The following is a 19553-nucleotide window of genomic DNA, read 5'->3' as shown; positions in this document are numbered from 1 at the left end:
AAAGCAGGCTCCTCCTCCCGTTTCACTTTATTTCAGGATTGCTAGCGGCAATCGCGAATCGAATTATTTCGCAGCCTGCTGACTGTACCAGTCGTTAACCTCTTTGGTAATTTGATCGCCGCCAAGGGATTTCCAGCTCTGAACGAACTTGTCGAAATCGTCCAGGGACCCGCCCAAAATGATCTTCGTAAACGCTTCCTGCATCAGCTTATCGAGCTGGGCGCCCTTTTCGACCTGCGTTTCCGTCGGCAATCCGAAGAACTCGTTGTTCACGAAAGCTCCGCTCTCCTTGATCTTCCGGGTCATCCCCCAACCGCCGTCTTTCGCCGCGCGGCTGAAGTATTGGCCCCAGTTTACGCCTTTGGAAGCGTTAGCCGTGTTGCCTGCAAGGTAATCCTGAGCTGCTTTGAACACATCGGCCACATTTTTGTAGTTCTCGTCATCCAGCGTAATTTCGGTCTGCTTCGCATCGAGTGCCTTGTTGACTTCCGTGTAGATCGTATCGATCTGGGCCGGGTTATAGATCCGCGGATTAAACCAGTTATAGACGTATCCGTTTTCCGCTTTGTTTTGTTCCATGTATTTCTTTTTGCCTTTTTCGATGTAGAAGTTGATCATTTTGATGGCAGCTTCCGGATTTTTCATTTTCTTGTTGACGGCATACACTTTTCCGCTCCGGATTTTAGGCACCAGCGATTTGCCCGGACCGTCCAGACCTGGAATTTGAATGGCGATCCACTCTGCCTTCGGATCCTTGTCCACGTTCAGGTTCAGCGGATAGTTCGGATACCACCATTCCCCGTACACGATGCCGACTTTGCCTGCCGTAATGTCTTCGACAGCCTTGTTTTCGTCCTTCAAAGCGAACTCTTTGTCCAAAATGCCGTCTTTGTACCAGGATTGCAGCTTGCCAAGCGCATTCTTCACTTCCGGTTGAATCAAGCCGGGAATCAGCTTGCCGCTGCTGTCCTTGATCCAGGCGGATTGATTGTCGCCAATCGACGGATACGCCCCGAAGCCATTAAAGAAGCCTCGCAGATCATAAGCCCAGAAGAACAGATTTTTTTGCAGCGATACGCCGTACGTATCGTTTTGTCTGTTTTGGTCCGGGTCGTTCTCAACAAATGCCTTCGCGACCTTATCCAGGTCATCCATCGTCGCAGGCGGCTGCAGTTTCAGGTTGTCGAGCCAGTCTTTACGAAGCCATAGCAGCTGCGTCGACAGGAACGGGTCCTCGAATGCAGGGATACCGAGCAGCTTACCGTCTTCGGAGAACGTCTTCATCGCAAAGCCGCCGTCGGACTCCATGTATTTCTTCAATTCCGGCGAAGCGTAATCGTTGTAAGCTGCGGTCAAATCAGCAAGCATGCCCTGCTTCTTCAGCTTTTCGAAGTTTTTCTGGTCCAGCTCCATAATGTCCGGCAGGTCGGCCGAAGCCATCGCGAGCGAGAATTTTTGCTCGAATTGGCTGGATGGAACGGTCCACTTGTACTTGACCTCGATGTTTAACATGTCTTTCAGATCTTTGAGGTAAGCATTTTGGTCAGGCGTAATGCCTTTCGGTGTCCGCGGGTCCTCTGGCGGGTTATAACCGAGCACCTCCGTTACGGTTACCGTTTCAGGGTATTTGCCAAGCGGCTCGGGCGGTGCGTCTGTGCTCTTGGTTTCTTCCTTGGATGCCGGTTCTGCGGCGGAGTTTGCCGCCGAATCGTTCCCCTGGCTCGAGCATGCCGTGAATAACGAAAGAGAAATCGTGGCGAGCAAAAGCAATTTCCATGGCTTGTGTAATTTCATATTGATGGCCTTCCCCCTTTGTATGCTGTCATCTTGTCATCGCTTCACGTCATCATTATAGATTCCGAAGGAAAGCGCTATCAATTTTGAGTTTTTTACTTTGCTTTCACTTTTTTTACTTATTTGGAGTTCCGGTATTCCTGGGGAGAAACCCCCATCTTTTTCTTGAAAAAGGTCGTGAAATAGGAATGCGAATCGAAGCCGACCCGGGCGGCGATTTCGATTAACTTCAGATTGGTGTGCTGCATCAGATGCAGCGCGCATTCCAGTTTTTTCGACTGGATGTAATCCTGCAAATTTTGTCCGGTCATCTGTTTGTAGTAGCGCGACAAGTAAGACGGATTGAAATGGACATGCTCCGCAATCGCGGTCAGGGACACATCACCGGACAGATGGTGCTGGATGAAGCTCTGAATCTGGTTGATCACCCAGGATTTCATGTCTTCCTGCTTCATTTGCCCGGATTCCGGCGAAAATTCTTGATGGGCCTGCTCAATATCAATCACGATCATCTTGTGGCCGAACGAGACCCGGGACTCCAGTGCACCGAGCAGCGCGCTGTATTGGTCGCGGATCGTCTCCCAGCCCTTGCTCAAATCGCCGGAAACGCCGAATGACACGGATGCGCCAAGCAGGCCTTCGCATTCATTTTGCACCAGTTCCAGGATCCCCTTCATATACGCTATGAATCCTTTCCAAGCCGGTGCCTCCGGATCAGGGTGAAGGAAACGGCCGAGCAGTTCCGCCTGCGGCTGAAGCAGCCACACAACGATATGTTCATCCGATATGGAGGACTCACAGGTGATCGAGTCAGGTAGGTTATTATGAAACGCTCTTTGCACGGATTCCAGCGCTTCCTGCGGTTTCAAATCCTCCGGGTTGTCGATCCTGCCGATGACTACAAATGCCGGTTCTTCCGCGTTCAGCCGGAAATCCAGCTCCTCGTACCGGGGATCGGCCAGAAGCGAAGCTGCAGGTTCCCCCTTCAGCATCCTTCTGATGCGTTCATTTTTCAAGACGGGAGCGGCGATTTGAAAATGCATGCTGGCCTTTTCTTCGCGGATTCTGCGGCTGTTCTCCTCGTCAAGCTTATGGCAGGCTTCCCCAACGGCCCGAAAAATCGGGTCGATACCCTCGGTTTTTAATATGTAATTGTCCGCACTCTTCCGCAGCGCAGCCTGCACGTAATCGAATTCGCTGTAACCGGTCAGAAAAATGATTCTGCAGTGCGGCCAATAATAAGCAATTTCGTCGACCAGCTGCAGTCCGGTTTTTTGGGGCATCCGGATATCGCTGACCAAAATGTCGAGCTTCATCTTCTTGGCGATGCTCAGCGCCTGAGCGGCTGAATAGGCTTTACATACATCGAGTTCGAATTCGGTATTTTCCTGAAAAAGCTGAATCAGCCCGTTTACGATAACCGGCTCGTCATCCACGATCAACAATCGGTACATGATGCTGCCTCCTTTTATGCCTCTGGTATAATGGTCAAGTTGATTTTTAAGCCGCCATGCATGCTTCTTGACGCCGTTAAGCCGCTCTCCGGCCCGTACTTGAGCTTGAGGCGATTATTGACGTTGATCAAACCCGTGTTCTCGATCGATTTTGAATCCCTGGCGAGCTTGGTGTTCAACTGTTCAATCATGGCATCGGTAGCCAAATTCCCGTTATCTTCGACCGTCACGCACAGTTTCCCTTCCCGGTATTCCGTCCGGATGTAGACCTTTCCCTCCATCATGCCGTCTTCAAAGGCGTGCTCAAACACATTTTCCACGATCGGCTGAATGATCAGCCGCGGCACCGTGATGGTAGCGGGGACTTCCGTCTGCTCCTCGTATTCGAAATGTACCCGATTGGAAAAACGGATGCATTGAATATCGCAATAATCGAGCGCGTGACGGTATTCTTTATCGAAAGGCACCTCGTCCGCACCGCTTCTCGTAATGTACTGGTAATAGCTGCCGAGACGCTGGGAGAGCTCAGCAGCGCTGTCCGAATCGCCTACTTTGCACATCATGTAAATATTAAAAAAGCTGTTGTACAGAAAATGCGGATTGATCTGGGACTGAAGCTGCTTCAGCTGGGAGCGCTGCAGCGCTATTTTTTGCTCATAGTTATCTTCGATCGAATTTTTGAGCTTGCGTGCCATATTGTTAAAGCTGTTGAAGACGTAATGGAACTCATCCTTCGTTTTGGATTCGATCATAATGTTCAGATTGTCGGTCTCGATCATATGAAACGCCTTGACCAGCTTGGATAAGGGCCTGTGGATCATTAGATTGACGGAAAAAGAGTACAGGATCATCACGATGATCGCGATGATGAACAGGGTGTAGAACCATGTAATAAATTGGCTCAACGGGCGCGTGATCTCATTTTGATTCACATACATGATAAGCGATAAATGCAGCGAACTGACGTCATTGGGTGTAATAAAATAGTTCACGCCGTGCATCTTCCGCATCCCAGGCATACTCGAATTATGCAGGCTTTCATCATCAAAAAGCCCCAAAACCGCAGCGGACTCCCCCTGCTCCTGCGCTGTCGTCAGAACGGTTCCCGCCTCTTTATCCCCGAGCAGCACTTCGGATTGCGGATACAAATTGGCGATTTCCCTCAAAGCCTCCAGCAGCTTGGGTCTGGAAATTTCGATATAAGACCAGACCGCGCCGTTATTTTCCGTTTCGATGAAAAAAATCCGGCTTCCGCTCCTATAGAACGATGGTTTGGGCGTAACGGCCATGAGCGACGAGATCAGCTTCAGTTCCTCATTGGGCGTATTGGTCACACCCGAGTCCGTAGAAATCGTTTTGCCGATGGCTTCGACGTACACGCCCGCATTCACGACATATTCGCTGGAAACGGTCAGTGTCGCAAGCCGGTCCCGGACCTGATCGATCAGCTCCACCTCTTCATAATTTTCCAGCATGCTGCCCCGGAAGCTGAGCTTCTGCAGATCTTTGTCATTTAACAGCTGGAGCTGCAGGTTTCGGATAAAGTACATTTCTTTATCGAGCTGCTTGCTGTAGAAGGACGCACCTGCCAAAGATGAGTTCAAAATCGCATCCTTGGTGATGGACATCCCCTTATAGTTAAGCCAGATATTCATCGAAATGAGTGGAAGCAAAAATAAAATAAAGACGATGACGATTTTCTGATACACGTACCACCGTGATGCTTTTCCCGCAGATTGCAGCTTCATGCTCTACCCCCGTTAGTCCAATGTCGCCGATAAGCATGCCATCAGCATACTCAAAAAACTTACTTTTTTCGATAAAATTCTCGCTTTTTCCCCTGAACAATAATTCAGCAAAAACAGTCCACATCCTTCTTCGGTTCCCCTTCGGGATGATAAATGTCCTCCGTCCGGCCAAACCCGCGGACCTTTACCCCGTTTTGTCCTGTTTTATGATATAATGGATTGCTTGCAACTTAGGTTGATATGCAGGAATGGCTTCATCTCACATTTTAAATACGCTTGGAGGATAGATCGCCATGTCACCCGCTAGTCCAAATATTCATCGTCAGAATCACAGAAAAACGATTTGGCTCGTGGTTCTGTTTATTCTTATCGCCGCCATCGGCTTGTCTTATGTCAAATGGTGGCCGTACTATCAAAAAGCATTTAAAGCCGCAGCCGAGCACAGCATCGGATCGTCCATTCTAGGAGCGGGCGGATCGGCGCCTTCCTGGCACTCGGCGGTTTCCTATGCGGAGACGTACTTCAAGTCGGTGTGGAAAGCGGCCGTTCTCGGCATTCTGCTTGGTTCGCTGGTCCAGGTGCTGCTGCCCGTCCAGTGGCTATATAAGCTGCTTGGCAAAACGACGTTTAAGAGCACCCTGATCGGCGGGGTCGCCTCCCTGCCCGGCATGATGTGCACCTGCTGTGCCGCCCCGATTGCGAGCGGCCTGCGCAAGCGCAACGTGTCCGTCGGGGCGGCGCTCGCTTTCTGGCTCGGCAACCCGCTGCTGAATCCGGCAACGCTTATCTTCATGGCTTTCGTGCTGTCCTGGAAATTCACATTGCTGCGCATTGTTCTGGGACTGGCCCTGACGTTCGGCGTGAGCTACTTCGCGAACCGCTTTGCCGGTTCCTCCGATGTACCGGAACCGCTTGAGGAAGCAACGGCCGTCAAGGAAACGGACCGCGGACCTTTCCTCGTCCGCTGGGCCAAGAGCCTCGGCTTGATGATTTTGAGCGTCGTTCCTGCATACCTGATTGCCGTCCTGCTGCTGGGTGCTTTCCAGTCCACCCTGTTCCCGGTATGGGTAGGCGGCGGGATCGCTGCTATTATCCTGTTCGCCGTCGTCGGCACGCTGTTTGTCATTCCGACGGCTGCCGAAATTCCGATCATCCAGTCCTTTCTGTCCCTGGGCGTCGGTTCGGGCCCAGCCGCAGCGCTCCTCGTGACGCTCCCGGCAGTCAGCCTGCCGTCCATGCTGATCGTGGCCAAGTCGTTCCCGCGGAAAGTGATGCTGTTCGTGTTCGGTGCGGTCATCGTGACCGGACTAATCAGCGGCCTGCTGGGCGCTTGGCTGCTGTAATTGCGGTGATACGCATATAAAATCAAAGCAATCCATCCACAGGAATTTCGTGGATGGATTGCTTTTTTTCTTTGGGCTGGATAAATGAATGGGAGGCAAAGAAAAATATAGGCGATTTTTAGTTGACTACTCAACTTAATTGCGTTATCATTTTCGTAGATTAAGTTTACAAGTCAACTAAATAAAAATCAAAACGCACACTCGTTGCCCAACAGCAGCGGTGTGAGCAGAAGGGTGAGATACGTATGGTTAGCGGAGCATTTCCTTACGAAAAAAAGCGTCAACGGGTTTTTGATTTAGAGATGGCCTATGTAGAGGTCGGCAGTGGTGATCCGATCGTTTTCCTGCATGGTAACCCTTCCTCCTCTTATCTATGGCGCAACATTATTCCTTACGCACAAAACGCCGGGCGCTGCATTGCCCCCGATTTAGTCGGGATGGGAGATTCCGATAAACTGCCGGTTAGTGGTCCGGACGCCTACACCTTCACCCAGCACCGGGAATACCTCGACGAGCTTCTTAACAAACTTGGGATTTATGAGAAGATCACCTTCGTCGTACACGACTGGGGCTCTGCTTTGGGATTTGATTGGGCGCGGCGGCATCCTGGCGCTGTGGACGGTATCGTGTATATGGAAGCGATTATCAAACCCAGCAGCTGGAGCGAAATGCCGGAACAGGGGCGTAAAATATTTCAAGCGCTGCGGTCTGAAGAAGGTGAACAGATGATACTGGAACAAAACTCATTCCTGAATGTCAATCTCCCCGTTAATGTCATCCGTCAGTTAACGAAGGAAGAGCAGGAGGAGTATCACCGCCCCTTTGTCGAACCAGGGGAAGGTCGTCGTCCGATGCTCTCCTGGGCCAGGCAGCTTCCTTTTGACGACGGGTCAACGGCGGAGGTGAATGAAATTGTCGCGGCTTATGGCCACTGGCTGGCACACAGCCCCGTCCCCAAATTATTCATCCATGCCGAACCGGGAAGGACTTCGCCATCCCAATTGGATTTTTGCCGCAGTTGGCCCGAGCAGACCGAAGTGACGGTGCCAGGGCTTCATTACCCGATGGAAGATGCCCCCGATATGGTTGGGGAGGCCCTTGCCTCTTGGTTGAAAAGGCTGAAATAGAGCTTGGACCAAATCTGCTTGTGGAGAGGAGAACTTGATCAGATGACCATTTCTCGAAGGGAAGTCCTATCGGATGAATTGCTGTCATGGACAGGTGTAACGGTTAGCCCCCACCGATTCGGTGGAATTGAGTTTCTTTATGGGGGAAAAGAAATAGGTCATATACATGGGGACCATCTGGTTGATCTGCTCTTGCCCAAATCGAAACGGGATGACGTGGTAGCCACCGGTTTTGCCAACCCGCATCATATGTTCCCTCATTCGGGTTGGGTATCTATTCATTTGAAGTCTGAAAGGGACATGACCAACGCAGTTGAACTTTTGCGCTTCAAGTATGAATATTTGGTGAACAAGATAGATAGCATCCGTTCGGAAAAAGGAACAAGCGGCTAAAATCCAGCCGCTTGTTTTTTTGATGTTCTGGGTTGTTTGTGGCAACCATGGTCCGAACGGAGAACGATGACCGCGGGTCACTTATAAATGCGAACCTCCGGTCGCATCGAGCATTTGCCCCGTCACCCAGCGGCCGTCCGGTGAAGCCAGGAAAGCGACGGCATCCGCAACATCCGCGGCCTCTCCGATTCGTCCAAGAGCGGACATTTCCGCCGCTCCCTGACGGGCTTCCGGCGTGTTCAGCCAAGAGGCGTTCACATCGGTGTCGATAATGCCGGGGAGCACGGCGTTGACGGTAATGCTGCGCGGACCCAGCAGCTTCGCAAGGTGCAGCGTAAAGGTATTCACCGCCCCCTTGGTCATGTTGTAGGACATGATATGCGGAAATGCGATTCGGGTCACACCTGAAGAAATATTGATAATCCGTCCTCCGTCCCGCAGCCGATCCATCGACTGCTGCACGAGAAAGAACGGCGCTTTCACATTCACGGCAAACACCTCGTCAAAGTCTGCCTCCGTTGTTTCTTCCATCGTTTTCGATGTTCCGATACCGGCATTGTTCACCAGAATGTCATACTGGCGGCTGCCTGTCCGCCGGGTCAGTTCGGCATCCAGTGATTCAAGCAGACGATGGACACCTTGGATATCCTGAAGATCGGCACCGATGGCAAACGCCCGGCCTCCCTGTTCCTCAATCATCTGTACGACCTCGTCCGCTGCATCCCTGCGGCTGCCGTAGTGGACCGCAACAAGCGCACCTTCAGAGGCAAGACGCAGTGCAATGCCCCTTCCTATTCCCCGGCTGCCTCCGGTCACGAGAGCTGTTTTTCCTTCCAATCTTTTCATCCCTGCTCACTCCTTCTTCTCTTCTGTGGTTTGTAAACCCACTGTACACCCTCCCCTTAAGGGGAGAGTCAACACTTGGAGTGAGCTTTTTCTAAAAATAATGAATCAAGAGCTAAAGAGTACCGCGCAGCGGGAGGAAGACTTCGGACCTGCGGAATTTTCCGTACATGTCTCGTTCGGCGGCAATATAGACTTCACGGACCGGCTCACCGGGTAACGGTTCATATCCCTGCGAAGCGGCCCATTCCATGACATGCGCTGCTGCAGGACAGTGGGCGGCATAGGGGTTGCAGTCATGAATCAGAGATGCGGCGGTTTCATAGCCGGGCAGTTCTACAATGCGGACGCGACCGCGCTCTGGCGTCGGTTCCTCAAGAGGAAATGCCACTTCGATGTCAATGACTTCCCTTTCGCCGTTCCCGCCCGCGTCATGCCAGAGAAGAATCAACGGTCCGTCCGCTGTTCCGCAGCCGTTAGCCATGACATAGTCCCTGACCTCATTAACCAGCAGGCAGAGGTCCTGCCGCGGGATCGTATCCCTGACCGAGGCGGCCCATTGCGGCTGCAGCTCGCGGAGCGTTACGGCTTCGGATCCATCCACCGCAGCCGCCCCGACTTGTTCCAGCCGCTGCATTCTCCGGTCGATTTCTTCCAGCTGACGCTGTGCTTCCTCGATGGCGGTCTCCAGATCAGCCCGCTTCATAGCGAGCGTATCCGCAGCCGTACCGGGCGTTCCCTCCTCCTGAAGCAGCGGAGCGATCTGCTCCAGTGTCAGCCCAAGCTCTTTAAAAGCTCGAATGCGTTCCACCGTCAGCAAATGATCGGCGGAATAATACCGATAGCCGGAGCTCTCGTCCACAGCGGACGGTTTCAGAATCCCCAGCTCATCGTAATAACGCAGCGTTTTGATCGATATCCCGCTCATTTTGGCAAAAGCGCTGATTTTAAACATGCTCTTCCGTTCCCTTCCCTGGTAATATCCTAGCTTCATTGTATGGAGGTACTGCAGCTGCGTCAATTGGGGACTGGCAAACACCTAACCATGCTGCACTCCCAAAAAATAAGACTGCAGTCCAGGGCATCCATAATGCCTCCAGATTGCAGCCGTGGTGATCTTAGCTCAATTTTTTACTTAGTGAACCGGAGAATATTCCTTCCCTTCGCCGCCTGCGGGAGCAACCTCCGCTGTATGATCCAGCTTCTTACTGCCCATAAACAGTGCCGCAAGCAGGGCCAGAATCGCAGGCACGCAGGCCCATGCGAACGTCTGGACGATTGAAGAAGCGAGCATCTCGGAAATGTTATGCAGCACTTCAGGCGGAATGAGCGAGCGTGTCTCCGGAGCCAGCAGCGCATGCGGGTCCTTGATATCGAGCCCCGCCGGCATTGCCGCTGCTCCTCCCGCGTTTGCTGCGCCAGCCCCCGCAGAGCCGAACCTTTTCGTCATTTCATGTGTAAACGAGTGGCTCTGAATCAATCCGAAAGTCGTGATCCCGATGGTCATGCCGAGCGAGCGCAGGAAGTTCAGCGTCGAGCTCGCCGTACCCCTTTGCCGGTAGTCCAAACCATGAATGGCTGCGTTTCCGAGCACCGAAAACGACGCGCCGATTCCAAGCCCGATCAGAATCATATAGATCGTCACGATCAGCCGGGTCGAGTTCACCGATAAGGTGGCGACCAAGGCCGTGCCGACCAGGAATAACAGCAGCGTCGGAATCAAAATGTTCCGGTACGGCATTTTGTTCATCAGACTGCCGCCCAGCGTCGCCGTGACGACCGAGCCGACCATCATCGGCAGCAGCACCAGCCCCGAATTAGTGGCCGAACCGCCCAGCACACCCTGGATAAAAATCGGGATATACACCGAAGCCGCAATAAATGCCGCGCCGCTGAACAGGCCGACCAGGACGCTGGTAGCGTACAACCGGTTTTTAAACAATCCGAACGAAATAACCGGCTCTTTCGCTTTGGTCTCGGCATACAGGAAGGCGATCAGCAGCACCGCAAATCCTCCGAACAAGGAGAGGATCTCCCAGGAATCCCAGGCGATTTCCTTGCCGCCCAGCTCCAGGGCGAACATGAGGCAGATCACCGCTCCCAGCAGCGTAAAGGCACCGAACCAGTCGATCGGCTGCTTGGAATGCTCATGCGACTCCTTGTAGAAAAACGCCACCATGATGAAGGCGATGACGCCCAGCGGCAGGTTGATGTAGAAAATCCACTCCCAGGCGATATGATCCGTTATGTACGCCCCGAGAAGCGGTCCGAAAATGCTGGACATGCCGAACACGGCGCCGAACAAACCGCCGAGGCTGCCGCGCTTCTCCAGCGGGACCGCATCGAACATGATCGTAAACGCGATCGGGACCAGCGCTCCGCCGCCAATACCCTGAACCGCCCGGTACAAGGCCAGTTCCGTGATCGTGGTCGCCGTGCCGCACAGCGCGGACCCCAGCATGAACAGAATAATCCCGAAGACAAAAAACTTTTTGCGGCCGTACATATCCGACAGCTTTCCGAAGATCGGCATCCCGGCCATTTCCGCCACCATGTAGGCCGAGGTGACCCATACAAACTTATCCATGCCGCCGAGCTCACCCACGATATTTCCCATGGCCGTGGCGACGATGGTGTTATCCATCGAGGCCATCAGGATGCCCAGCAGCAGGCCGGCGATGACGACCGGAAGACTGCTTTTTTGTGCAGGTTTCACGTTCTCAAACACTCCTTTAAATTTCTGATTTCTCTGTAACCGATTCTGAGTGTAAACAAAAAAGTATGACAACTGTATGTCATACTTCTGAGTATTTCTGAATCATTTTTTTTAATTTGGCGTGGACAGCCTCCCGAAGCTCCGGGGGCTCCTTCACCTCGGCCCCGTCACCGAAGCTGAGCAGCATCGGGATGAGCCACTGCGTTCGCTCCATATGCTCCAGGGTAATGCTAAGCAGGAACGAGCCGTCGTCGAGATACGTTTTCTCCGCTCCATAGAAATAGTCCATCGCTCTCGCCAAGCAGTCGGCGGAAAAATGAATTACCGCATGCACCGGGTTTCCTTGGTTGTGCAGCTGCTTAAACGTCACTTCCTCGGGAGCCGCATGCTTGTGCTTCGTAAAATGCTCGCCCATCGCCTGCAGGTCGGCCATCCGGGACAGCCGGAATTTCCGGTAATCCTGGCGGTCCCGGCAGTAGGCGAACAGGTACCAGACGTCGTACTCGTAAATCAGCCGCACCGGTTCTACGACGCGCTCGGTCTTCTCGTTTCTGGCGTTGATATATTTGAAGCGCACGACACAGCATTCCGTGATCGCCGCCCGCAGCAGCCGCAGAGAGTCATTATACAGCTGCCGGCTCGCTAGATTCATCGACAACACCGGCGAATCCTTTTCGTGCTGGATGGTCTTCAACTTTTGAATCGTTTCGGCCGCCTTTTCGTCCTCGAACACGGTCGACATGCTGGAGAGGAGCGTCACGAGCGACCCGACGTCATACGAACCGAGCAGGCTTTTTTCCATTTTATAATCCTTGATGATACCGAAACCGCCCTTGACCCCTTGGTAAGACACCACAGGAATGCCAGCCGCGCAGATGACATCGATATCCCGGTATATGGTCCGCTGCGAAACGTTGTACTTCTCGGCCAGCGCCGATGCGGTAATAATTTCGTGATTCAGCAGCATGTAAATCATCGATATGATGCGTTCGAGCTTCAATGCGTTTTCCTCCTGCACCTGTTCGCCGCCGTTCTTCAAACGGTTAGCAGTTCTCTACGCCTCATTATAATTTACAGTACTTCTTCAGCGCAAAACTATTTAGCAGGATGAGCGCGATTTTGGCATGGGCCGCCTTCTTTACGCCTCCACGGTCTGCGGCTCGACGTTACCTCTTGCCGTTTGCCGGTTTTGCCGAGCCTTCAGAGCCGAGCCAAGCAGAACAACCAGACTAACCGCGGCAATACCGGTTAACACGGCTGTCGAATGATTCCAATCCAGGCCCCGGCCGAAGAAGAACATTTCACGCAGCCCTTCCACCATAAACCGCATCGGCAGCCAAGGGAACACGTAGTCGCGGTAGAACGATCCCATCATCTCGGCTGGAAGGCTCAGCAGGGGAGCCCCGAAGAAGAGCAGCAAGACAAACAGCACCATCGACTTGAGCCCTGCCCAGGACAGCACGGCGGAGATCATCAGGAAAAAGGCAAAGTAGCATAGTGACAAAAATATCGCAGTAGCCGTTCCGTCCGGAATATGGAGTCCCCAGCTCCCGGCAAACCAGGTCAGACCGAACCCGGCAATAAGTGCCAGAACAGCTCCCGCGACGGTCTGGACTACTCGGGCAGCGAGCAGAGACCGGCGGTAAGCGAAGTTCAGCTTGCTGATGACGAGATAGAATATAACCCCGCCCAAGATGCTGCCCATCCAGATCGGCTGGAATAACGACACCGGCGCGTTGCCGTTCGCCGTATGGGTGCCTGTCTCATGGACATTTTTTACGTCCTTCGCAATAGGCGCCGCCAGCACGGATGCCTGCTGCACCGTAACCTTGCCGCTCTGCTTACCGGCTGCAGCCAGCAGGTCAGCGCGGATCTTCGCATTCATCGTGTCGACGATTTGGTTGAGCACCTGACCGGCCATGGTGGAAGCCGAAGCGCTCATGCCTTGGTTCACGTAAATGCGCAGCTGAGGCTGCACCGGTTTATCCGTGAGCAGCGTCGCTTGATTCTGGCTGAAATCGGCCGGAACCACCAGCGCGGCATAATATTTCTGTTCATCCAAACCGGACATCGCTTCCTTTTCCGTGTTTACATGAACCCATTCAATCGCCGGTCCATCTGCTGAAGCCGTGGATGAAGTCTGCTGTTTAATCATACCGGTCAGCGTTTCTCCCATATTTGTCGCGGTTCCGTTCGGCAGCGTCACGCCTTGATCCTCGCTGACCAATGCGATCGGCAGGCGGACCGGGGTCGGATTTATGGTCGGAATCATCGCCAAACTAAACACAAATATAACGGCGGCTACGATCAGCGGCAGTACCCACACCAGCTTTTGCTTCATCAAAGTCATTTCACTCATCACTCCTATGCCTTTATAGTTTGTTCAAGATAATGAACATCGCGTTGATTATCTCGGGCAAACTCATTATAATAAGAGCGCATAGACGGTTCAATAAACAATAATCCGGAATGTGCGCATTACTCGACACATTCTTTTAAAGTGTCTACCTCGGATTCAAGGAGTGATCACATGGACGGAAACACAGACCGGCGGATCGTGCGGACGCGGCTGGTCATCCGCGATGCGCTGACGGAGCTGATTGAGGAGAAGGGCTTTGAAGCCGTATCTGTAAAGGATATTACGACTCGGGCGAATATTAACCGGGGAACGTTTTATTTGCATTACCGTGACAAATTCGACCTGCTCGAGCAGAGCGAAGCCGAAGTGATTGAGGGGATCATCGCGATCATTACGAAGGCAACGTCAGAGGATCTGGAAACGTACCGGGAAACCGGCATTTCGGTCTCCCTGATCGTTACCGTGTTCGAATATATTGAGGAGCATGCGGCTTTTCTCAAAGCCATATTGGGGCCAAAGGGAGACGTGTCTTTCCAATCGCAGCTGAAAGCGATGTTCCGGAAAAATCTGCTGGAGAAAAATTTATCGCCGCTGATCCGCAAAGAGAACCTGCAGGTCCCTGCCGAATACTTCCTGTCATATGTGTCTTCCGCCCATCTCGGCATTATCCAGCAGTGGCTGATGAGCGGAAGACAGGAAACGCCGGCAGAGATGGCACGCATTCTGTCGCTGCTCACGTTCCGGGGTCCTTTCTTTGCCGCAGGCATAGCCGTATCGGATCCTAAGGCTTGATGCCAACGACGGTAAGCATGTACATCGTTATGGATTCAGCCTCAGACTGAACCCATTGGCGGTACTCCCGCTCCGCGCGCTCATATTCCCCGCGTGTTATGAATCCATCGCGTTCCATCTGCGGCCCCCGGCTGGAAGCGGTATCCGCCCACAGGCCGGACCGCTGCGCATAATCGGGATCATCCCGTCGCACCTCTTCATGGCAGGGCGTGGCCTTGACCTGTGCAAGTCCTGCCTGCCGCAATAAGTCCAGGAGATCGTCCGCAATCCGGTTGTTCAGGCCGGCATCCTCACGCCAGTTCAGATATGCGGAATAGAACGCGAGCATGCTGGCAGGCGGCTGCGGCGACCAGGCGATTTTCTCGTGATTATAGTCGGCAATGACAACCCTTCCGCCGGGCTTTACCGCCTTGACTATTGCATTAAGCGCCGTTAACGGATCGGGGAGCCAGACCATGAGCCTTGAGCAGGTGACGATATCAAACCCAGGACAATCCTCCATTGCTTCCTCAAGCGAATAGATATCGCCTTCCGTAAACGATAGCCCGGGAACTTTTCCATGCGCTTGCTGCGCCTGCTTAATCAAACGGGGGTTTTGATCCACCCCGACTACGCTGCCTTCCGGACCTACGGCTTCCGCGATGCCGCGGGTAATAGCTCCCGTGCCGCATCCAACATCAAGGACCGACATGCCCTTCGTTAACATTCCTTGCAGGATGGGATGCGATAATGCCAGCGTTCTGGCCTGAAGAACATTCGTCAGTTTGCCGGATAATTCGGTACGCCGGGTCATCGGCTCATTATTCATTTGCTGCCGCCTCCTTTTAACCGGATGATTGGGTTCTGATTAAGCTTACACAAAGGACTGTTATAGTTCTAATATATAAATCGTATAGTTATAATAGATTTTACCTATAAAAACCGTCATCCACGGCATCCAATCAGGAAAGCTGGAGGCTTCCCTTCCCCATTATTCATGCGCCGCAACAGAAAAAAGAGCCTCGTTGTCATCAACGTGGGCTCCTTCCCAACCATACCCTAAACTTTATAAGTGCTGACTGTTTCATTCCAGCCGGGATCCGGACTTCCTTAGAACGCAATGGCTGCCGCTGGCTGAACCTTCGCAAAATCACGGAACATCCCGTTGTATTCCTCGATAATCTCCCGGGCGGTCCTGCCGCCTTGGTCATACGTCGTGTGGGCGTCTTCAACGACAACCACTTCGTAGCCCAGCTGTCCAGCGCGCTTGCTGGTAGCTTCAACGCACAAGTCGGTTTGAATTCCGGACACGATCAGCCTCTGCACGCCAAGCGAATTCAGCTTCTCCTGCAGGTCCGTCTCGTGAAACCCGTCGGGCGTAAATTTCTGTACGACGATCTCCCCTTCGGCAGGTGCGATCCGGGACTGGATCTGCCATGCAAAGCTGTTCGGCTCCAGCTGCTCGCCCGGTTCTTCGTTATGCTGAATGTACACGACAGGTACACCGCTTGAGCGCGCGTCCGTGACAAGACCCCGGATCTTGTCCAACAAAGCTTCGCCGTCGAAAACGGGATATTCCGGTACGAACATGCCTTCCTGCACGTCAATGACCAATAATGCGGTACCGCTGCTCATTTTTGCTTTCTCCTTCCAGAATGGAATTCATTGGTTCTGTGTTCATTCCGCATGCTGTCTTGAAATCATCATATCGGAACATACGTTCCTGGTCAATGCGAAATTATGCTATGCCGTGAACCACTCCGGGTAATGCTCCCGCAAATACCGCAGCTTAACCTCGGTCTGGCCTGCCCCGCCGCCTTCATGTCCGTTGAACGGATAGATGACGATGTCCTTGTCGCTTTGGATCCGGTTATAAGTCGCGAAATACATCTGGGGCGGACAGGTTTCGTCCTTGAGTCCAACGCTGGCCAGTACCCGGCACGCGATAAGATCGGCCATATTCATCGTGTCAAAATAGCTCAGGTTGTCCATTACAAGATCCGTCTGCTCCGGGTGGCGGTTTAAGTACTCGGCTACCGCTGCGAAAGCCCCGTGGTTGCCTTCGATCCGGCAAACAAGATTGCTGTTGCTCGGCACGTCAACCATTGCCAGCACAGGACGGTCGTCCAGGGCAGATACCGCCGTCCCGAGCGCACCGCCTTGGCTGCCGCCCTCGATCACGATTTTTGAAGCGTCGATATCCGCTTGAGCGCAGGCAAAATCGATCGCCTTCAGCGCATCCATGTATGCATACCGGTAATAATATTCCCATTTGTTATGTACGCCTTTGCTGGCCACGTTCGCCACATATCCGTGCGAGTATGAAGCGCTGTTGCCGGTCCGCCCGCCTTGGTCACGGCAGTCTACCGACAATACGGCCATCCCCATCATCACCCAGTGCATCAGCTCGGAAGGCTTGCCCCTGCTGCCGGTAAAACCATGGTAATGAATCAGGCAGGGATATTTCTCTTTGTTGTCAAAAGCGGGAACGATCAGCCAGCCGTAAATTCTCGTCTCATCCATTCCGCAATACGAAACGTCGTATACCTTCACGTGCCGCGCCGGATATTCGATCAGCGTACGCTCCGGGTCCAGCGGGACCTCCTTGGCCTGCCTGATGGTCGTCTCCCAAAACTCGTCGAAATCGTCTTTCTTGGTGAGAGGGGGAAGGTAACTGTACAGTTCCTTCGACACCTCGTCTGTGTAGCCCATCGGTTCCATCCTCCTTCATAACAAGCAGTATACCGGATATGCCCCGTTTTTGCACCGGTATTTGCCTCGGTCCTCTGATAAGAATATTGGCAACTCCGGGCGATCCCAAAGGTCAGAATCAGCTTCTGCTCCACATACCCTGGGGACGTTGTTTAGGCACGTCAAATTCCCCGCAACACGAAAAAACCGTGAATTCTACCGTCCTACGCGGATAGAAACACGGTTTGCCCGCACGCTCTCCAGCTTACTTGTCATGCCTCTGGCTCGCCCATCAGCCAGCGGTTTGACTCATTCGCTTCCGTAAACTCCTTAATGTCGTAGGAGGCATAGTAACGCTCCTTAATAAAAGGATCCTGCATGACCCAGTCCTCAACCTCTTCGGCGCTGCGTCCGCTGAAGACCATCACCGCACCGTCCCCGTCTGTAAAAGGTCCGCATAACCGCAGACAGCCTAACCGGCTCATCGCCTCAAGATGCTGAACATGCTGCTCTAATAAATCCTCGCGGAGACTCCCGGTTTGTTTATTCCCTAATAACACCAGAAAGCTTCTCATGAGAAACCCTCCATCCGAATGTACGTTCTCATTCTATTATAACGGATGGTGACGAGGGATCCATAGTTTGTAGAAAGCGGCAGTTATGCTTGACGATTCATCAAGCCCCGGCCGATCAAATTGGCGGAGACGGGCTTGAGCCCGAGTTCCCTGGACCAGACGGACAGCTGCCCGACATGGTGAATCTCGTGAGCGATCATATGCCGGATCACTTCGCCCCATTTGTCCTCAACGGGGTGGCCGTCCGGATGGACATCGCGGAATACGTTGTATTCCCAAGCATCATTCCAGGAATAAACAAACTCCTCTACTTCCGGCTTGAACGCTTCCTGCAGTTTCAGCACCTTGTCCAGACTGCGGTATCCGTCAAAGCTCTCCTGAAAATCAGGCTTTCCCTGCAGGCAGCGAACCCAGCTCCATTCCACATCGACGATATGAAACAGGGTGTGCAGAATTCCGCCTACTCCGCCTGTGCGGGTGCGAAGCAGCTCCTCCTCCGGCACGCTCTCACACCAGCGGAACCAATCTTCACGAACCTGCCAATTATATTGGAATAACGTTTTAATGAGCAATCTCCTCTTTCGTATCGGAATCGGTCTTTGTCATTCATGCCTAAACGGCTATTTCATTTACTCATATAGCGCGCGGGAGCACAATGGAAAATTAAAATATACCCGTTTTATACCGCTGCCTTTCAAGTAGAACAAAAGTTTATATTTTTGAAGAGGTGTGGAACCACGGGTCACTGCTGCCCGGGCTTGTCATGTACCTCGATGACGATGCTTCCACTTGCTTTCCCGTCGATGTAGGCGTCCAGCTTCCATAATCCTTTGGCCGGCAGATTCAGATAGCCAACAGACTCGACGTACTCCCGCGGCTCCTTCACAGGATCGTCATTCTGGATTTGCGTCTTCCCTTCAAAAGCCGTCACCTGCTCTCCCGTCTCCCGGCTTGTTCCGATGACTTTCACATCTTTATCCAGCAGCCGCCCGGTTTCTTCCGGCGTGTCACACCAAAAGTGGAGGAGCTGCTTGTTGCTCGAATTCGCTTGTACTAAGCCGTCTACGATGGCAAATTTGTCTTTGCTTCCCTTAAGCCCGTACGGCACCGGATTCCCATCAGGTCCGGATTTGGAAATCGTAAACGAGGGGCTCTGCTGCCAATCTTCGTATCCCCCTACTGTTTCTTTCTTAACTTCGCTGCAGCCGGACAGCAGGAAGACTAACAGGAACGTTGCCCATATCAATCGCAAAATGCACTCCTCCTTTTTTTGAGTCAGGGGCTGGATAAAGGTTTTTTTTTCGTAAACCTCCTGCCCGCCGCTTCATTTTAACCGGATATTTTTTTCTCCAGCGACCGGACATGGTCTTTTAGTTCCCGAATCTCCCGGTATAAGTCCTTGTAAGCGGAATAAACGAAGGATCCGATCACCATCAGCAGTAAGCCTGCGGTGGGAAGGAGAAGTTTCAGGCAGTACCAAACAATATAATACGCATCGGGCGTATCCGATCTCGTCGTTCTGGGGATCCAAAGTGCCAGTCCCGAGAGAAGGAGGATCAGCCCCGCGGTCATGGAACAGACATAGAGGATCCAGTACTTACTAGTTTCCATTCCACTGCTCCTTTCACAGCTCCATCCCTTAACTATATACCATATTTTTCAAGTAAAGTCCCGAGATCGGAGACGCTGATTGAATAATTTGTTTCAAATTTTCATTCTTGACCTTTTAGTCCGGAATG

General features: G+C 52.7%; 19 protein-coding genes. 4 read left to right on the top strand and 15 right to left on the bottom strand.

Features of this window, described 5'->3' with window-relative positions; translation table 11 throughout:
• Positions 1-63: 63 nt before the first annotated feature.
• From MKY74_RS17355 to MKY74_RS17345, 3 genes are all read right to left on the bottom strand, one after another.
• A complete protein-coding gene (locus tag MKY74_RS17355; RefSeq protein ID WP_076167321.1) occupies positions 64-1794 on the bottom strand; it encodes an extracellular solute-binding protein in 1731 nt (576 codons plus the stop codon).
• A 119-nt stretch (positions 1795-1913) separates the two neighbouring features.
• Positions 1914-3248 carry a response regulator transcription factor gene (locus MKY74_RS17350; RefSeq protein ID WP_076167323.1) on the bottom strand — a complete coding sequence of 445 codons (1335 nt, stop codon included), beginning with the start codon at positions 3246-3248 and terminating at the stop codon, positions 1914-1916.
• A gap of 14 nt (positions 3249-3262) precedes the next feature.
• Complete coding sequence (locus MKY74_RS17345) at positions 3263-4996, bottom strand: histidine kinase (protein WP_076167326.1); 1734 nt, start codon at positions 4994-4996, stop codon at positions 3263-3265.
• A 293-nt stretch (positions 4997-5289) separates the two neighbouring features.
• Between MKY74_RS17345 and MKY74_RS17340 the strand changes: the two genes are divergently transcribed.
• The 3 genes from MKY74_RS17340 to MKY74_RS17330 all read left to right on the top strand — a co-directional run bounded on the left by MKY74_RS17340 (position 5290) and on the right by MKY74_RS17330 (position 7859).
• Positions 5290-6339: a permease gene (locus MKY74_RS17340; protein WP_076167328.1), complete on the top strand. Its 1050-nt coding sequence runs from the start codon at positions 5290-5292 to the stop codon at positions 6337-6339.
• A 245-nt stretch (positions 6340-6584) separates the two neighbouring features.
• On the top strand, positions 6585-7466 hold the full coding sequence (locus MKY74_RS17335; RefSeq protein ID WP_076167331.1) for a haloalkane dehalogenase: 882 nt from the start codon (positions 6585-6587) through the stop codon (positions 7464-7466).
• Between the two features lie 42 nt (positions 7467-7508).
• Positions 7509-7859: a luciferase domain-containing protein gene (locus MKY74_RS17330; RefSeq protein ID WP_432206590.1), complete on the top strand. Its 351-nt coding sequence runs from the start codon at positions 7509-7511 to the stop codon at positions 7857-7859.
• Positions 7860-7940: 81 nt separating this feature from the next.
• Here MKY74_RS17330 and MKY74_RS17325 read toward each other — a convergent pair whose 3' ends face one another.
• The 5 genes from MKY74_RS17325 to MKY74_RS17305 form a co-directional block, all read right to left on the bottom strand.
• Positions 7941-8705 (bottom strand): glucose 1-dehydrogenase, encoded by a 765-nt coding sequence (locus MKY74_RS17325; protein WP_076167334.1) that lies wholly within the window; start codon positions 8703-8705, stop codon positions 7941-7943.
• A 112-nt stretch (positions 8706-8817) separates the two neighbouring features.
• Positions 8818-9657 (bottom strand): MerR family transcriptional regulator, encoded by an 840-nt coding sequence (locus tag MKY74_RS17320; protein ID WP_076169443.1) that lies wholly within the window; start codon positions 9655-9657, stop codon positions 8818-8820.
• A gap of 180 nt (positions 9658-9837) precedes the next feature.
• Positions 9838-11355: an MDR family MFS transporter gene (locus tag MKY74_RS17315; protein WP_244169231.1), complete on the bottom strand. Its 1518-nt coding sequence runs from the start codon at positions 11353-11355 to the stop codon at positions 9838-9840.
• Positions 11356-11497: 142 nt separating this feature from the next.
• The gene (locus tag MKY74_RS17310) at positions 11498-12418 is read right to left on the bottom strand and encodes a helix-turn-helix transcriptional regulator (protein ID WP_076169444.1); all 921 of its coding nucleotides are present in this window, start codon (positions 12416-12418) and stop codon (positions 11498-11500) included.
• A 138-nt stretch (positions 12419-12556) separates the two neighbouring features.
• The gene (locus tag MKY74_RS17305; RefSeq protein WP_076169445.1) at positions 12557-13762 is read right to left on the bottom strand and encodes a YhgE/Pip domain-containing protein; all 1206 of its coding nucleotides are present in this window, start codon (positions 13760-13762) and stop codon (positions 12557-12559) included.
• Between the two features lie 186 nt (positions 13763-13948).
• Between MKY74_RS17305 and MKY74_RS17300 the strand changes: the two genes are divergently transcribed.
• A complete protein-coding gene (locus tag MKY74_RS17300; RefSeq protein ID WP_076167339.1) occupies positions 13949-14569 on the top strand; it encodes a TetR/AcrR family transcriptional regulator in 621 nt (206 codons plus the stop codon).
• On the opposite strand, the gene MKY74_RS17295 is transcribed toward MKY74_RS17300, so the two are convergent.
• The 7 genes from MKY74_RS17295 to MKY74_RS17265 all read right to left on the bottom strand — a co-directional run bounded on the left by MKY74_RS17295 (position 14559) and on the right by MKY74_RS17265 (position 19425).
• Positions 14559-15377, bottom strand: a complete 819-nt coding sequence (locus tag MKY74_RS17295; RefSeq protein WP_076167341.1) for a methyltransferase domain-containing protein — start codon at positions 15375-15377, stop codon at positions 14559-14561. The genes MKY74_RS17300 and MKY74_RS17295 overlap by 11 nt on opposite strands.
• A 281-nt stretch (positions 15378-15658) precedes the next feature.
• On the bottom strand, positions 15659-16183 hold the full coding sequence (locus MKY74_RS17290; RefSeq protein ID WP_076167343.1) for a cysteine hydrolase family protein: 525 nt from the start codon (positions 16181-16183) through the stop codon (positions 15659-15661).
• Between the two features lie 108 nt (positions 16184-16291).
• Entirely contained in the window at positions 16292-17260 is a 969-nt protein-coding gene (locus MKY74_RS17285) for an acetylxylan esterase (protein ID WP_076167345.1), read from the bottom strand.
• 251 nt (positions 17261-17511) lie between these two features.
• Positions 17512-17814, bottom strand: a complete 303-nt coding sequence (locus MKY74_RS17280) for a YciI family protein (protein ID WP_076167347.1) — start codon at positions 17812-17814, stop codon at positions 17512-17514.
• Positions 17815-17897: 83 nt separating this feature from the next.
• Positions 17898-18380, bottom strand: a complete 483-nt coding sequence (locus tag MKY74_RS17275; RefSeq protein ID WP_076169448.1) for a DinB family protein — start codon at positions 18378-18380, stop codon at positions 17898-17900.
• Positions 18381-18556: 176 nt separating this feature from the next.
• On the bottom strand, positions 18557-19066 hold the full coding sequence (locus tag MKY74_RS17270) for a hypothetical protein (RefSeq protein ID WP_076167350.1): 510 nt from the start codon (positions 19064-19066) through the stop codon (positions 18557-18559).
• Positions 19067-19143: 77 nt separating this feature from the next.
• Positions 19144-19425, bottom strand: coding sequence for a hypothetical protein (locus MKY74_RS17265; RefSeq protein WP_076167353.1), 282 nt, complete (start codon positions 19423-19425; stop codon positions 19144-19146).
• Positions 19426-19553 lie beyond the last annotated feature (128 nt).

It is taken from the genome of Paenibacillus sp. FSL R5-0378, assembly GCF_038009285.1.
Classification (GTDB): Bacteria; Bacillota; Bacilli; order Paenibacillales; family Paenibacillaceae; genus Paenibacillus_AQ; species Paenibacillus_AQ favisporus.
This window is presented reverse-complemented; position numbering and strand designations above follow the sequence as displayed.

Bases quoted from the DNA above. Each gene is read 5' to 3' on its own strand.
- MKY74_RS17350 (WP_076167323.1), bottom strand. From the start codon at position 3,248: ATGTACCGATTGTTGATCGTGGATGACGAGCCGGTTATCGTAAACGGG.
- MKY74_RS17335 (WP_076167331.1), top strand. From the start codon at position 6,585: ATGGTTAGCGGAGCATTTCCTTACGAAAAAAAGCGTCAACGGGTTTTT.
- MKY74_RS17265 (WP_076167353.1), bottom strand. From the start codon at position 19,425: ATGGAAACTAGTAAGTACTGGATCCTCTATGTCTGTTCCATGACCGCG.
- MKY74_RS17330 (WP_432206590.1), top strand. From the start codon at position 7,509: ATGACCATTTCTCGAAGGGAAGTCCTATCGGATGAATTGCTGTCATGG.
- MKY74_RS17355 (WP_076167321.1), bottom strand. From the start codon at position 1,794: ATGAAATTACACAAGCCATGGAAATTGCTTTTGCTCGCCACGATTTCT.
- MKY74_RS17340 (WP_076167328.1), top strand. From the start codon at position 5,290: ATGTCACCCGCTAGTCCAAATATTCATCGTCAGAATCACAGAAAAACG.
- MKY74_RS17345 (WP_076167326.1), bottom strand. From the start codon at position 4,996: ATGAAGCTGCAATCTGCGGGAAAAGCATCACGGTGGTACGTGTATCAG.
- MKY74_RS17280 (WP_076167347.1), bottom strand. From the start codon at position 17,814: ATGAGAAGCTTTCTGGTGTTATTAGGGAATAAACAAACCGGGAGTCTC.
- MKY74_RS17315 (WP_244169231.1), bottom strand. From the start codon at position 11,355: ATGGCCTCGATGGATAACACCATCGTCGCCACGGCCATGGGAAATATC.
- MKY74_RS17325 (WP_076167334.1), bottom strand. From the start codon at position 8,705: ATGAAAAGATTGGAAGGAAAAACAGCTCTCGTGACCGGAGGCAGCCGG.
- MKY74_RS17320 (WP_076169443.1), bottom strand. From the start codon at position 9,657: ATGTTTAAAATCAGCGCTTTTGCCAAAATGAGCGGGATATCGATCAAA.
- MKY74_RS17295 (WP_076167341.1), bottom strand. From the start codon at position 15,377: ATGAATAATGAGCCGATGACCCGGCGTACCGAATTATCCGGCAAACTG.
- MKY74_RS17290 (WP_076167343.1), bottom strand. From the start codon at position 16,183: ATGAGCAGCGGTACCGCATTATTGGTCATTGACGTGCAGGAAGGCATG.
- MKY74_RS17300 (WP_076167339.1), top strand. From the start codon at position 13,949: ATGGACGGAAACACAGACCGGCGGATCGTGCGGACGCGGCTGGTCATC.
- MKY74_RS17285 (WP_076167345.1), bottom strand. From the start codon at position 17,260: ATGGGCTACACAGACGAGGTGTCGAAGGAACTGTACAGTTACCTTCCC.